This is a genomic window from Mycolicibacterium austroafricanum, from assembly GCF_902705885.1.
GTDB lineage: Bacteria > Actinomycetota > Actinomycetes > Mycobacteriales > Mycobacteriaceae > Mycobacterium > Mycobacterium vanbaalenii_A.
In genome coordinates, this window is sequence record NZ_CACSIP010000009.1 from 71,153 (window position 1) to 83,893 (window position 12,741).

Genomic DNA, 12,741 nt, shown 5'->3' on the forward strand with positions numbered 1-12,741 from the left:
ATCGCTGACATGCCCGAACCGGTGAAGGTCCGCATCCTCGGTGTCGGTATGGGCCCGCAGCACGTCACCGCCGAGGTCGCCGAGGCGCTTCGGTCGGCGGACTACGTGCTGGCCGCGGAGAAAGCCGACGGTGACCCGCTGCTGGCGCTGCGCCGCGAGATCGTGGCGGCACACCCGGGTGCCGCCGGTCCGGTCGAGGTCGTCGCCGTCCGCGACCCGGAGCGTGATCGCTCCGCCGGGCTCACCACCGGCGGCTACGAATCCGCCGTGACCGACTGGCACGACGCCAGGGCCGCGCGGTACGCCGCCGTCCTGCAGCAGCGCGCCGGCACCGCGGCGTTCCTGGTGTGGGGTGACCCGTCGCTGTACGACTCGACCATCCGGATCGTCGAGAAGGTGCGCGCTCTGGGGGTGGACCTGGACTACGACGTGCTGCCCGGCATCAGCGCGCCGCAGTTGCTCGCCGCCAGGCATCGCATGGTGTTGCACGACGTCGGCCGTCCGGTGCACCTCACCACCGGCCGCCGCCTGCAGGAAGCGGTCGCCGCCGGGCTCGACAACATCCTGGCGATGCTGAACCCGCCGCCGGAGCGGCTCGACTTCACCGGGCTGGCGGACTGGACGATCTGGTGGGGTGCCAACCTCGGTGCCGCGGGCGAGCGATTGGTGACCGGTCGCCTCGGTGATGTGCTGCCCGCGATCGCAGAGGCCCGCGCCGCCGCGCAGGCGCAGGACGGCTGGGTGATGGATCTGTTCCTGGTACGGAGGACCTGATGGCTGGTCTGCTGGTTGCCGGCACCACGAGCGATGCCGGCAAGAGTGTGGTCACCACCGGCCTGTGCCGCGCCCTGGCCCGTCGCGGCGTCAAGGTCGCGCCCTACAAGGCGCAGAACATGTCGAACAACTCGATGGTGTGTGTCGGTCCCGATGGCTCCGGGGCGAGCGAAGCGACGGGGAGTGTATCCGGCGTGGAAATAGGGCGGGCGCAATGGGTGCAGGCACACGCCGCACGGGCGACGCCCGAGGCCGCGATGAACCCGGTGCTGCTCAAACCGGGCAGTGACCGGCGCAGCCACGTCGTGTTGATGGGCCGGCCCTGGGGTGAGGTGGCGTCGTCGGACTGGCTGGAGGGGCGGCGCGCACTGGCTGCCGCGGCGCACGCCGCCTACGACGATCTGGCGTCCCGCTACGAGGTCGTGATCGCCGAGGGTGCCGGTAGTCCAACCGAGATCAACCTCCGCGCAGGAGATTACGTCAACCTCGGGCTGGCCCGGCATGCCGGCCTGCCGACGGTGGTGGTGGGCGACATCGACCGGGGCGGGGTCTTTGCGGCCTTCCTGGGAACCGTCGCGCTGCTCTCGCCCGAGGACCAGGCGCTGATCGCGGGGTTCGTGGTGAACAAGTTCCGCGGTGATCTCGACCTTCTGGCCCCCGGTCTGCGGGACCTGGAGCGGGTCACCGGACGCCGGGTATACGGCACGCTGCCATGGCGTCCCGACATCTGGCTGGACTCCGAGGACGCCCTCGAGCTGCAGGGGCGGCGCTCCCCGCGACCCGGTGCGCGCCGCGTCGCGGTGGTGCGGTTGCCGCGGATCAGCAACTTCACCGACGTCGACGCCCTCGGTTTGGAACCCGAGCTGGACGTCGTCTTCGCCTCCCACCCAGCAGCTTTGGCCGATGCCGAGCTGGTGGTGCTACCGGGAACCCGGTCCACGATCGCCGACCTGGCCTGGCTGCGGTCCCGCGGCCTGGACCGCGCGATCCGGAGCCATGCCGCCGCCGGAAAGCCGGTGCTCGGCATCTGCGGCGGCTTCCAGATGCTCGGGTCCGTCATCCGCGACCCGGCGGGCGTCGAAGGCGCCAGCGCCGAGGTCGAGGGGCTCGGACTCCTCGACGTCGAAACCGATTTTGTTGCGGCCAAAGCCCTTCGGTTGCCCACCGGCCACTGGGGCGAGGTGCCGGCGGCCGGTTACGAGATCCATCATGGCCGGATCATCCGCGGTCCGGGCGTCGACGATTTCCTCGAGGGCGCGCGTGCCGGCCAGGTCTTCGGCACGATGTGGCACGGTGCGCTCGAAGGTGATGCGCTGCGGGCACGGTTTCTGCGGGACACCCTCGGGCTCGACGCGTCGGATGTCTCGTTCCCGCGGGCCCGCGAGCAGCGCCTCGATCTGCTCGGCGATCTGGTCGAAGAGCATCTCGACATCGACGCCGTCATGGATCTCGTCTGGGGCGGTGCCCCCGCCGGCCTGCCCTTCCTGCCGCCAGGAGCACCGTGACGAAAGTTCTTCTGCTGGGCGGCACGTCGGAGGCCCGGGCGCTCGCAGAGCGTCTCACGGCCGCGGGCGTCGAGGTGACGACGTCGCTGGCCGGAAGGGTCGCCGATCCGCGGCTGCCCGTCGGCGCGGTGCGCATCGGTGGGTTCGGCGGAGTCGACGGGCTGCGGTCCGTGCTGACCGGCTACGACGCCGTCGTCGACGCCACCCACCCGTTCGCACGCAACATCTCGGCCAATGCCGCCGCCGCCTGCGCATCCGGAGCCACCCGCCGGCCGCTGCTGCGGCTGGAGCGGCCCGGGTGGGCCGACCGTTCGGACGACTCGTGGCGCTGGGTGGACTCCCACGAAGAGGCGGCCGCGCTCGCCGCACGGTTGGGCGATCGTCCCTTCCTCACCGTCGGGCGTCAGGAGATCGCCCGGTTCGTCCCGGACCTTGCGGAGCACGCCGTCATGGCGCGGGTGGTCGACGTCCCCGAAACCGTGCTGCCACCCGCATGGCGGCTGCTGACCAGCCGCGGCCCCTACGAGCTGCCCGGTGAACTGGCGCTGATGCGTGCGCACCGCACCGACGTGCTCATCACCAAGGATTCCGGCGGTGAGCACACCTGGCCGAAGATGGCCGCCGCCGAACAGTTGCGCATCCCGGTTGTCGTGGTGGCCCGACCACCCCGTCTGCCCGGCATCCCGACGGTTCACGATGTCGACGAGGCGATGAACTGGGTGCGCGGCCTCACTACGATGTCCGGGTGAGGATCCTGGTCACCGGCGGCGTGCGCTCCGGCAAGTCCCGCCACGCCGAAGAACTGTTGAGCGGAGCGGCCGTCGTGACCTACGTGGCGCCCGGTCGGCCTGCGGACGGGACCGATCCCGACTGGGACGTCCGCGTCGCGCGCCATCGCGCCGACCGGCCGGCGCAGTGGACGACGCTCGAGACGACCGATGTCGCGGGCGCGGTGGCCCGGGCCGACGGTGCGGTGCTCGTCGACTGCCTCGGCACCTGGCTGGTGGGGCTGATGGACGGTGGGCAACTCTGGGACGCACCCACCGACGAGGCGCACGACGCGATGGCCGCGCAGATCGGCCCGCTGTGTGACGCCCTGGCCGCGACGCCCGAGGCGGTCGTGGTGACCAACGAGGTGGGTCTGGGTGTGGTGCCGGCCCACCGCTCGGGGGTGGTCTTCCGCGACCTGCTCGGCATCCTCAACCAGCGGGTCGCCGCGGTGTGCGACGAAGTCCACCTGGTGATCGCGGGCCGGGTGCTGAAGATCTGAGGCTCAGCGGGTCCGGTAACGCTCCTGGTGCAGCACGGTGCCCAACGAGGACCGTCGCCGCCAGCCGTGACGCTCGAGATCGGGCACGTCGGGCAGCTCGCCGACGCGGCCGACACACAGCCACGCGACCGGGCGGACATGCGGCGGCATGCCGACCAGGTCGCGGAGGAACTCTTCGTGATAAAACGACACCCATCCGACCCCGAGACCCTCGACTGTTGCTGCCAGCCAGAGGTTCTGGATCGCACAGACCACCGAGTAGAGCCCGGCGTCGGGGACGACGTGCCGGCCGAGAACCTGCGGTCCGCCCCGCGTCGGGTCGTATCCGACGACGATCCCGAGGCCGGATTCGCAGATGCCCTCGATCTTGACCCGAGAGAACGTGTCGGCGCGCTCGCCGGTCAGGGCCGAGGCGAACACCTCCCGTTCGCCGGCCACGTGGTCGCGGAATGCCCGCAGCGTCTGCGGCGAGCGGACGAGTACGAAGTCCCACGGTTGCGACATCCCGACCGACGGCGCGGCGTGGGCGGCCAGCAGAATGCGTTCGAGCACCTCGGGGGCGATCGCTTCACCGGTGAACTCGGCCCGGGTGTCGCGGCGGCGGTTGATCACGTCGTAGAGCGCGTCGCTCGACAGCTCCGCCGTCATCGCAACCCCCCGGCGGGTTTGGCCGAGCGGTCGCGCGCGGGGTCGTAGAGGTGGCTCTCCCCGGCTTCGGGATCGGGCGTGCCGGCCAGCGCCCGCCCGACCAGGATCACCGCAGCCTGGCGCAGACCGGCCGCCTCGACCACGTCGGCGATGTCGGCGACGGTGCCGCGCAGCACCTGCTCACCGGGTTGGGAGGCCCGGTACACCACCACCACCGGGCAATCCGGTCCGTAATCGGGCGACAGCTCCGCCATCAGTTCCCGGGTGCGGGTGATCGCGAGGTGCAGCACCAGGGTCGCCCGGGTGGCCGCGAAAGCCGTCAGCGTCTCGGTGTCCGGCATCGCGGTGGACCGCTGCCGGGTGCGGGTCAACACCACCGACTGCGCGACCAACGGGACGGTCAGCTCCCGGCCGACCCGCGCCGCGGCCGCGGCGTAGGCCGGGACCCCCGGCGTCACCGCCCACGGCACACCGGCCGCGTCGAGCCGGCGGGTCTGCTCGGACACCGCGGAGTACACCGAGGGGTCCCCGGAGACCAGGCGCACCACCCGTCGGCCGGCCCGGTGACCCTGGACCAACCGGTCGACGATCGCGTCGAGGTCCAGGTTCTCGGTGTCGACGAGCTCGGCGCCCGGTGAGCAGTTCGTGAGCACGCCCGCGTCGAGATAGCTGCCAGGGAACAGCACGATCTCGGCCTCGGCGAGCAGCCGAGCCGCACGGATGGTCAGCAGATCCGCGGCACCGGGTCCGGCGCCCACGAACTGCACAGCACTGTCGTCGTCCATCGGTCGGCAGTCTAGGCGGGCACGCTCGGCTACTGCGGCAGTCCGCCCTCGAGGATATCCAGCGCCTCGAGAATGGCCGCACCCGACATCGGGGCGTCGTCCGCGGTGGCCATCATCACCCCGACGATCGCGCCGGCCGCGACGCGCATCCGATGGTCGTCCTCGGCGAGGCCGAGTCGTTTGGCGCATGCCTCGGTGAGCAGCCTGATGGTGCGGATGTACTCGTCGTACAACGCGCCCTTGGCCTCGGGCAGGGTGTACATCAGGCGCTGCCGGGCGATCGCGTAGTCGTACTGCTCCCCGGCCATCGTGCTGAAGACCTTGCCGACCGCGTGGCGGCACGCCGCAACCGGGGACAACTCCGCGGGGGCGGCAAGGAAGGCCTCGATGATGGGGTCGGTGAACTCATCGGAGATCAGCACCGTCTCTTTGGACGGGAAGTAGCGGAAGAACGTCCTGGGCGAGACGTCGGCGGCCTCGGCGATCTGGTCGATCGTGGTCTGTGCGTAGCCGTTCAGCTGGAAAAGGCGGAACGCTTCCCGACGCACCGTGTCCCGAGTGCGCGTCTTCTTGCGCTCCCGGAGGCCGGGTTCTTCGCTGGCGTCCACGCGTAGATTGTGGCAGCAATCGGTCCGTCGCGGGGTGGCCCTGCGGTGGCCGGAACGGTATTCCAGCAGGCGTCCACGCAACATTTCGCTGCTGGAACGCAGTTCCGGCGCCAGGGATCGCCGCACTACAGTTGTGCATGTAGAGACCAGACGAAAGCCGAACCCCGCCGAGCGGCGCCGTCAGTTGTGCGACGCCGCCATAGCGCTGCTCGCCGAGGACGGCGCCCGCGGCCTGAGCCACCTCAAAGTGGACCGTCGCGCGGGCGTTCCCGACGGGACCACCTCGTTCTACTACCGCACCCGCTCGGCGCTGCTGCACGGTGTCGCAGACCAGATCGTCGGCTACGACGTCGTGGCTTTCGCCGAGGCCTTCAAGGATGAACCGACCGACGGCGGCGACGCCATCCTGTCGATGCTGGCCGGGCAGATGATGCGGATTCGCACCGAGCCGAATCTGTCGCGAACCCGCGCGCGGCTGGAGTTGACGATGCTGTCCAAGCGCGACGAAGATCTGGCGGCAGGGTTCCAGGAGGTCCTCGAGAGCTACCGGTCGCTGGCCGAGCGCGTCGTCGTCGCCATCCAGCCCGACCGGGAGCCACCGGATAGCCCGTTGGTTGCCGAGCAGGCCGCGGTGTTGCTGACGTTCCTCAGCGGCATGGTGTTCGGGTTCGCCAACGGAGCGACCGAACCGGCAACAGGTGAGCACATCGCGCGGCAGATCCGCGCTGTCATCCTCGGGGTGGCCGCGGAGAACACCTGACGGAGCCCGCACAGAAGCGCCGACGGACAGTAAGGTCGCCCTAACTAAGGGCGCACTAACTTGTCTGGAGGGCGGCCAACGATGGCTGACGATCTTGCCTTTGAGCTGGTCCTGGGCTTCGCCACCGAAACCGGGAACGCGGCGATGGTCGCCAAGAAATTCGCCCAGGCCGCCAAGGATGCCGGCGTGGACGTCGAACCGCAGTACCTCAACGACCTCACCTTGGACCACCTCAACCGGGTATCGCACTTCCTGGTCATCACCGCGACGTACGGCGACGGCGAGGTGCCCTACGACGCGGAGGTGTTCTGGGAGTCGCTGAGCTCCGCGGACGCCCCGCGCCTGGATCACCTCACCTTTGCCGTCCTCGGTCTGGGCGACAGCTTCTATCCGTACTTCTGCAATGCCGGCAAGATCATCGACGCCCGGCTGGAGGAACTCGGCGCGCAGCGGCTGGCGGACCGGGTCGACTGCGACCTCGAGTTCGAGGAACCGGCTGACGCCTGGACCGCACAGGTGATCGAGCTCCTCTCAAAGGCGACCGCCGCGGCGCCCACGCCGCACAGCGCACCGGGCGTTGTGGCGCAGCACGATTCGCGCTGGCATCGGAAGAATCCGTTCCCGGCGCGGGTGATGGTCGCTCGCGAACTGACCGGCCCACAGTCGGACAGGTCGGTGCACCACTACGAGATCGACCTCGAAGACAGTGGCATCACCTACCAGGCCGGGGACTCGCTGGGGGTGCACCCGGTCAACCACCCCGCGCTTGTCGATGCGATCCTGCACCGGCTCGGCGTGAGCGCCGACCACCTCCCGGCCGGCCGGGAGGTGCCGTTGGGAGCGCTGCTGACCGAGCACCTCGAGATCCGCACACCGTCCGGCGCGCTGCAGACCCTGGTGGCTTCCCGGGCCCGCGACGTCCGCGCAAGGGCGATTCTGGGCAGCCGGGATTCCGCGGCACTGGCGGACTGGCTCTACGGCCGCGACGTAGTCGACCTGCTCGAACTCGCCGACGTGAGCGTCGATGAGTTCGTCGAGACGCTACGGCCCCTGCAGCATCGGGACTATTCGATCGCGTCGAGTCCGCTGGTGGCACCCGGCCGCATCCACCTGACCGTCGCAGCAGTGCACTACGAACTGCAGGGCCGACTCCGCGACGGAGCCGCCTCCGGGTTTCTCGCCGGTGGCGCCGACACTGTCCGAATCCATCTGGCGCCCAACGACGGATTCCGGCTGCCTGCCCCCGACGCGCCGATCGTCATGGTGGGTCCGGGCACGGGCATCGCTCCGTTCCGGGCGTTCCTGCAGGAGCGGGAGGCCACCGGAGCGACGGGCAGGTCCTGGCTGTTCTTCGGAGGCCGGCGCCGCGCAACCGACTACCTCTACGAAGACGAACTCGGCGGCTTCCTCGACGCGGGTGTGCTCACCCGCTTGGACACCGCGTTCTCCCGGGACCGCGCCGACGGCACCAAAGACTATGTGCAGCACCACATGCTGGCCCACGCCAGTGAGCTGTACTCCTGGTTGCAGGATGGCGCGCACATCTACGTCTGCGGCGACGCCGACCGGATGGCCCGCGACGTCCACCGCGCCCTGCACGAGGTGGTCACCGTCGCAGCCGGTGTGGACGATGCCGGTGCGCACGCGTACGTCAACGACCTCATCACGCAACGTCGCTACCTGCGCGACGTGTACTGAGGCGCTACACCCGCGGAGGGGGCGGCGGGGGAGGCGGTAGCGGCATGCACAGCCCGTTGACCGGGCTGAGGTACTTGCCGGGGAGACAGAACGGCGCGCACCCGTAGATCACGCCGGTCTCCCCGGGCGGGCACTGCGCGATCGACGACGCAGGGGCAGGCCGCACCGCTGCCGCCATGGGCAGTGCGACGGCGGCCGCGGCCACGACACTCGCGACGGCGAAACGCGCGATCGGTTGTCTCACTTTGTCCTCCCAGCCCACAGTCACAGTGGCATTCCGGTGGCGACGCGCGGAGCGTCCTTGGCGGGGGCGTCGAGCACCATCGCGCCCACACGGGCCCGGTGCTGCTCGGCGGTGCCCAACAGCGCAGCGTCGGCGTAGGCACGCTTGTAGTACAGGTGCGCCTGGTGTTCCCAGGTGAAGCCGATACCGCCGTGCACCTGGATCGTGTCGGTGGCCACCCGAACGAGCGCTGCCGAACATGTGGCCTGCGCGATGCTGACCGCCAACGCCGGATCGTCGGAGCCGTCGTTCAACGCCCAGATCGCGTGGTAGGCGGTTGATCTGGCGTGCTCGAGTGCGACGAGATCGTCCGCGAGTCGGTGTTTGACCGCCTGGAACGACCCGATCGGCCTGCCGAACTGCAGGCGGTTCTTCGCGTAGTCGACGGACAGGTCCAATAGATGCTGTGCCGCGCCCACCTGTTCGACGGCCAACAACGCCGCGCCGACCCGCAGCGCCTGGGTGATCACCCGGTCGGCCTCGTCAGGACCGGCGATGAGCAGGCCGGTGGCCTCGCGCAGTTCCACGGTGGCCTGGGGCCGGGTCAGGTCCAAGGTGGCCAACGAAATACGTTGCACTGCAGACTGGTCCGCATCCACCGCGTACAGACCGACACCGTCGGGGCCTTTTGCCGCTACCAGCAGCATGTCGGCGGCACCCGCATCGACGACCTGGGAGACGGTGCCGGTCAAGGCCCAGCGTCCGCCGGCCTGGGCGGCGGCGACGGTGACCGCCGCGGCGTCGAACTCGCCGGCCACGTCACCGGCGGCCAGCGCAGCGGTACGGACACCGTCGAGCAGCGGCGCCAACAGATCACCGTCCGCAGACGCCGCGACCAGCGCCGGGATCGCGAGATACACCGTGCCGAAAAGCGGTCCGCACGCCAGTGCGGCGCCCAGCTCCTCGACCGCGACAGCCTGATCGACCAGCGTGCCACCCGCGCCGCCGACGGGTTCGGGCACCGCCAGGCCGAGCACGCCCAGCTCGGATCCCAGACGCTTCCACACCTTGGGGTCGAACGGCGGATCCGCCGTCATCGACGCGCGCACCGCCGCCTCGTCGAGGTACTCGGCGCAGAATGCGCGCACCCCTGCGCGCAGCTGGTTCTGCTCGTCGGTGAACGTGAACTCCTCAGCTGTCCTGTCGGGCTGATCCGCAAGCTCCTCAGCTGTCCTGTCGGGCTGATCCGCAAGCTCCTCAGCCACGCGGGATCTCCTTCCACGCCATCCCCGCATCCGCCCTCAAATCCCCGGGTAGCCCCAGAACCCGTTCGGCGAGAATGTTTCTCATCACTTCGGAGGTGCCGCCCTCGATGGTGTTCGCGCGGCTGCGCAGGAACCTCTGCTGAATCGGGCCGCGCCAATCGTCCACATCCCGGGCCTCACCGTCGCTGCCCGGCGTCCCATAGCCGTCGTAGAGGATCCCCTCCGGCCCCAGCAGGTCCATGCAGAACTCGTAGATGTGCTGGTTGAGCTCGGCGCCGACCAGTTTGCCGATCGACCCCTCCGGCCCGGGGCCGCCGACGGTCGCGGTCGCCCTGGACCGCTCCGAGGTCAGTCGCTGAGCTTCGGCCCGCAGCCACAGCGAGGTGAGACGGTCGGACAACACGGGGGTGTGCAGGTCCGGCCGCGACGCCCACAACGCAACGGCATCGCCGATGGTGCCCGCACCGCGCCTGCTACCGCTGGCGCCCAGCGCGCTGCGTTCGTTCATCAACGTGGTCATGGCCACCCGCCAGCCGTCGCCGACCGCGCCCAGCCGATGTGTGTCGGGGATCCGCGCATCGGTGATGTAGACCTCGTTGAACTCCGCGTGTCCGGTCAACTGCCGCAGCGGACGGGTTTCGACGCCGTCCGCGTGCATGTCGAGGACGAAGTAGGTCAGGCCACGATGCTTGGGCACGTTCGGATCGGTGCGGGCCAGCAGCAGCCCCCACCGCGCCCGGTGTGCCAGGCTGGTCCACACCTTCTGCCCGTTGACGATCCAGTTCTCGCCGTCTCGGACCGCCGAAGTCGCCAGACCGGCGAGGTCGGACCCCGCGCCCGGCTCGGAGAACAGCTGACACCAGATGTCCTCGGTGGTCGCCAACGGCCGCAGCAGCTGCCTGCGGACCTCGTCGGTCTGGGCGTGCTCGCGCACTGTCGGGGCGGCCATCCCGTAGCCCATCGGGTTGAGTGACAACGGCACCGGGCCGCCGGCGTTCTGCAAGATGCGGTCGGCGACGGCCTGCAGACCACGGGACACGCCCAGGCCGCCGAACCCTTCGGGAAAGTGCACCCACGACAGACCTGCGTCGAAGCAGGCCCCGAGGAACTGCGGAATGGGCACCGAGCGCGGATCGTGCTCCGCCACCACTCGGTGCGCGGACTCGGTCACCCGGTCGGCATCCTCGGCACTCATATGAGCACAGTAGAGCGTGGCGAGTCAGCCGATGGGCAACTCGGTGGTCTCGGGCGAACGATCAGTGCGCGGTCAGCGCGAGGCGCTCCGCTTCCGACTTGTGGCGAGAATGGAGGAGGTACCGGAGCCAGCGAACATCAATGAGCACAATGATCCTTTACGCGGTCTTTGTGAGAAGTGGGAGTAGTTGGCGCCGCGCCACCATGGCATCGGCGAAGTGGTTGAGCGCTTCCGGAACAGAACCGGCCGCGGTGAACTCGATGTCGCACTCACGCAGTACCTGCTCGACCGAGCGGCTGGCGACCAGAGACCACTCGACGCCGGCGGCGGCGCAGACGTCGTCGACGGTGAACAGCAGTGAAATGGCTTCGTGACTAATCGAAGTGAGGCCGCTGAGGTCCAGCACGAAGGGCTTCTCCGCGAGGATGAACCGACGGGTGTAGCGGGTGGCGCGATCGGTGTTGAGATCGTCGAGGCGACCCTTGATGGTCACCACCGTCGCCAGCTGGCGGCAGTGCGCCCGAATCTCGGCGCCGTTGCAGTCGAACGTCGGATTGCCGTACATTGCAGCCTCCCTCGATCGTGTGCTGACATCAGCCGCCAGTGGGCGTTACAACAACGAACGTAGTGAGCCAATCTAAGGCGGCGGGGAGTAACTACTAATACTTCGCTAAGAACTGGATTCGTCCGAGTCAGCAAACTCGTCGGTAACTTGGCGTCAACCTCTGCGCTGCTGCTGGGAACCGTGGTAACCCGCCCAGGGGTCGTAATCGGCCAGCAGTGCCTCCTGTGGTGGCCTGGCGCCCTCGGCAACGTGCTCGAGGTTGATCCGGATGCGGTACCAGATCGAACTCGGCCCGCGCATACCGTCGACGAGGACGTCTGTGGGTTCCAGCTTTTCGGCGGCGTCCGGATACTTCTCGCGCCACCGCTGCAGCGCGGCCATCGCCTCGTCTCTGGTCTTGGTCCGGGCGATCTCGATCAACGGTTTGACCGACTGCCTGCGACCGTCGGCAGATCGGCGGGCTCCTTTCGGGGCCTTCTCGGCCGGCCCGAGGCGGTCGGCGAGGTCGAGCAGTGACTCCAGGCCGCCCGCCGCGTCGTCCATTCCCTCCCACGGGTCGCCGAGTGTTGCGAGGCGTTGCGGCACCGTGGCGACGGTGAAGGACTCTGCTCGGCAGTCGGCGACCTCGTCCCAGAACAGCGGCGTCGACACCCGGGCGTCCGGGGTGGCGCGCACCGAGTACGCGGAAGCGACCGTTCGATCCTTGGCGTTCTGGTTGAAGTCGACAAAAACCCCGTGGCGTTCTTCCTTCCACCAGCGCGCGGTGGCCGACTCCGGTGCGCGGCGCTCCACCTCGCGGGCCACCGTCTCGGCTGCCAGTCGCACGAACTTGAACGGCCAGCGCCGGTGGATGCGCGCGTAGATGTGGAAGCCCCGCGACCCCGAGGTCTTGGGCCAGGCCACCAGCCCGTGCTCCTCGAGGACCTCACGCGCCACGAAAGCCACGTCGAGAATCTGTCGCCAGCTCACGCCGGGCATCGGGTCGAGGTCGACGCGCAGTTCGTCGGGATGATCGAGATCGTCAGAGCGCACCGGGTGCGGGTTGAGGTCGACACAGCCGAGGTTGACCGCCCAGACCAGTCCCGCCGCGTCGCGCAGCACCGCTTCCTTGGCCGAGGTCCCCGACGCGTACTTCAGCTCGGCGACGTCGACGAAATCGGGCCGCTTCTCCGGGGCGCGCTTCTGGAAGACCGCCTCCTGTTCGATGCCCTTGACGAACCGCTTGAGGATCATCGGGCGGTCCCGCACTCCACGCAGAGCACCGTCGGCCACCGCGGTGTAGTAGTGCATCAGGTCGAGTTTGGTGACCCCGAGGTCGCCGAACACCACCTTGTCGGGATGGGTGATGGGCACCTGCTGTCCACCGACCTCCAGGTAGCGGGGAGCAGGCACCGTCTCATCGTAGAATCCGGTCGATCCGCGAGCGCGGTCACATAAAGTTGTGC

14 protein-coding genes are annotated in these 12,741 nt (G+C 69.3%); 6 read left to right on the forward strand and 8 right to left on the reverse strand.

The window, feature by feature from the left end:
• Positions 1–9 precede the first annotated feature (9 nt).
• The 4 genes from cobF to BEMPMBAN_RS07570 are packed head-to-tail and all read left to right on the forward strand — an operon-like array spanning position 10 to position 3,549.
• Complete coding sequence (cobF, locus tag BEMPMBAN_RS07555) at positions 10–774, forward strand: precorrin-6A synthase (deacetylating) (protein WP_159229740.1); 765 nt, start codon at positions 10–12, stop codon at positions 772–774.
• Positions 774–2,279 carry a cobyric acid synthase gene (locus BEMPMBAN_RS07560; RefSeq protein WP_159229741.1) on the forward strand — a complete coding sequence of 502 codons (1,506 nt, stop codon included), beginning with the start codon at positions 774–776 and terminating at the stop codon, positions 2,277–2,279. Before cobF ends, BEMPMBAN_RS07560 begins: the two co-directional genes overlap by 1 nt.
• Complete coding sequence (locus BEMPMBAN_RS07565) at positions 2,276–3,028, forward strand: cobalt-precorrin-6A reductase (RefSeq protein WP_159229742.1); 753 nt, start codon at positions 2,276–2,278, stop codon at positions 3,026–3,028. Before BEMPMBAN_RS07560 ends, BEMPMBAN_RS07565 begins: the two co-directional genes overlap by 4 nt.
• Positions 3,025–3,549, forward strand: coding sequence for a bifunctional adenosylcobinamide kinase/adenosylcobinamide-phosphate guanylyltransferase (locus tag BEMPMBAN_RS07570; protein WP_159229743.1), 525 nt, complete (start codon positions 3,025–3,027; stop codon positions 3,547–3,549). The genes BEMPMBAN_RS07565 and BEMPMBAN_RS07570 overlap by 4 nt, the downstream gene beginning before the upstream one ends.
• A 3-nt stretch (positions 3,550–3,552) precedes the next feature.
• Here the strand turns inward: BEMPMBAN_RS07570 and bluB are convergent, their stop codons facing one another.
• Genes bluB through BEMPMBAN_RS07585 form a run of 3 tightly spaced genes read right to left on the reverse strand, consistent with a single transcriptional unit; the run spans position 3,553 to position 5,590 of the window.
• Positions 3,553–4,197 (reverse strand): 5,6-dimethylbenzimidazole synthase, encoded by a 645-nt coding sequence (bluB, locus tag BEMPMBAN_RS07575; RefSeq protein WP_159229744.1) that lies wholly within the window; start codon positions 4,195–4,197, stop codon positions 3,553–3,555.
• Entirely contained in the window at positions 4,194–4,982 is a 789-nt protein-coding gene (gene cobM / locus BEMPMBAN_RS07580) for a precorrin-4 C(11)-methyltransferase (RefSeq protein ID WP_159229745.1), read from the reverse strand. Before cobM ends, bluB begins: the two co-directional genes overlap by 4 nt.
• A gap of 29 nt (positions 4,983–5,011) precedes the next feature.
• Positions 5,012–5,590 (reverse strand): TetR family transcriptional regulator, encoded by a 579-nt coding sequence (locus BEMPMBAN_RS07585; RefSeq protein WP_159229746.1) that lies wholly within the window; start codon positions 5,588–5,590, stop codon positions 5,012–5,014.
• A gap of 133 nt (positions 5,591–5,723) precedes the next feature.
• Between BEMPMBAN_RS07585 and BEMPMBAN_RS07590 the strand changes: the two genes are divergently transcribed.
• Positions 5,724–6,350 carry a TetR/AcrR family transcriptional regulator gene (locus BEMPMBAN_RS07590; RefSeq protein ID WP_234897348.1) on the forward strand — a complete coding sequence of 209 codons (627 nt, stop codon included), beginning with the start codon at positions 5,724–5,726 and terminating at the stop codon, positions 6,348–6,350.
• Positions 6,351–6,431: 81 nt separating this feature from the next.
• On the forward strand, positions 6,432–8,048 hold the full coding sequence (locus tag BEMPMBAN_RS07595) for a diflavin oxidoreductase (RefSeq protein ID WP_159229747.1): 1,617 nt from the start codon (positions 6,432–6,434) through the stop codon (positions 8,046–8,048).
• Between the two features lie 4 nt (positions 8,049–8,052).
• On the opposite strand, the gene BEMPMBAN_RS07600 is transcribed toward BEMPMBAN_RS07595, so the two are convergent.
• From BEMPMBAN_RS07600 to BEMPMBAN_RS07620, 5 genes are all read right to left on the reverse strand, one after another.
• Positions 8,053–8,292, reverse strand: coding sequence for a hypothetical protein (locus tag BEMPMBAN_RS07600; protein ID WP_159229748.1), 240 nt, complete (start codon positions 8,290–8,292; stop codon positions 8,053–8,055).
• Between the two features lie 20 nt (positions 8,293–8,312).
• Entirely contained in the window at positions 8,313–9,536 is a 1,224-nt protein-coding gene (locus tag BEMPMBAN_RS07605) for an acyl-CoA dehydrogenase family protein (protein WP_234897349.1), read from the reverse strand.
• Complete coding sequence (locus BEMPMBAN_RS07610) at positions 9,529–10,731, reverse strand: acyl-CoA dehydrogenase family protein (RefSeq protein ID WP_159229750.1); 1,203 nt, start codon at positions 10,729–10,731, stop codon at positions 9,529–9,531. The genes BEMPMBAN_RS07605 and BEMPMBAN_RS07610 overlap by 8 nt, the downstream gene beginning before the upstream one ends.
• Before the next feature lie 157 nt (positions 10,732–10,888).
• Positions 10,889–11,296 (reverse strand): STAS domain-containing protein, encoded by a 408-nt coding sequence (locus BEMPMBAN_RS07615; RefSeq protein ID WP_159229751.1) that lies wholly within the window; start codon positions 11,294–11,296, stop codon positions 10,889–10,891.
• Between the two features lie 153 nt (positions 11,297–11,449).
• Positions 11,450–12,688: a DNA polymerase domain-containing protein gene (locus BEMPMBAN_RS07620; protein WP_159229752.1), complete on the reverse strand. Its 1,239-nt coding sequence runs from the start codon at positions 12,686–12,688 to the stop codon at positions 11,450–11,452.
• Between the last annotated feature and the right edge of the window lie 53 nt (positions 12,689–12,741).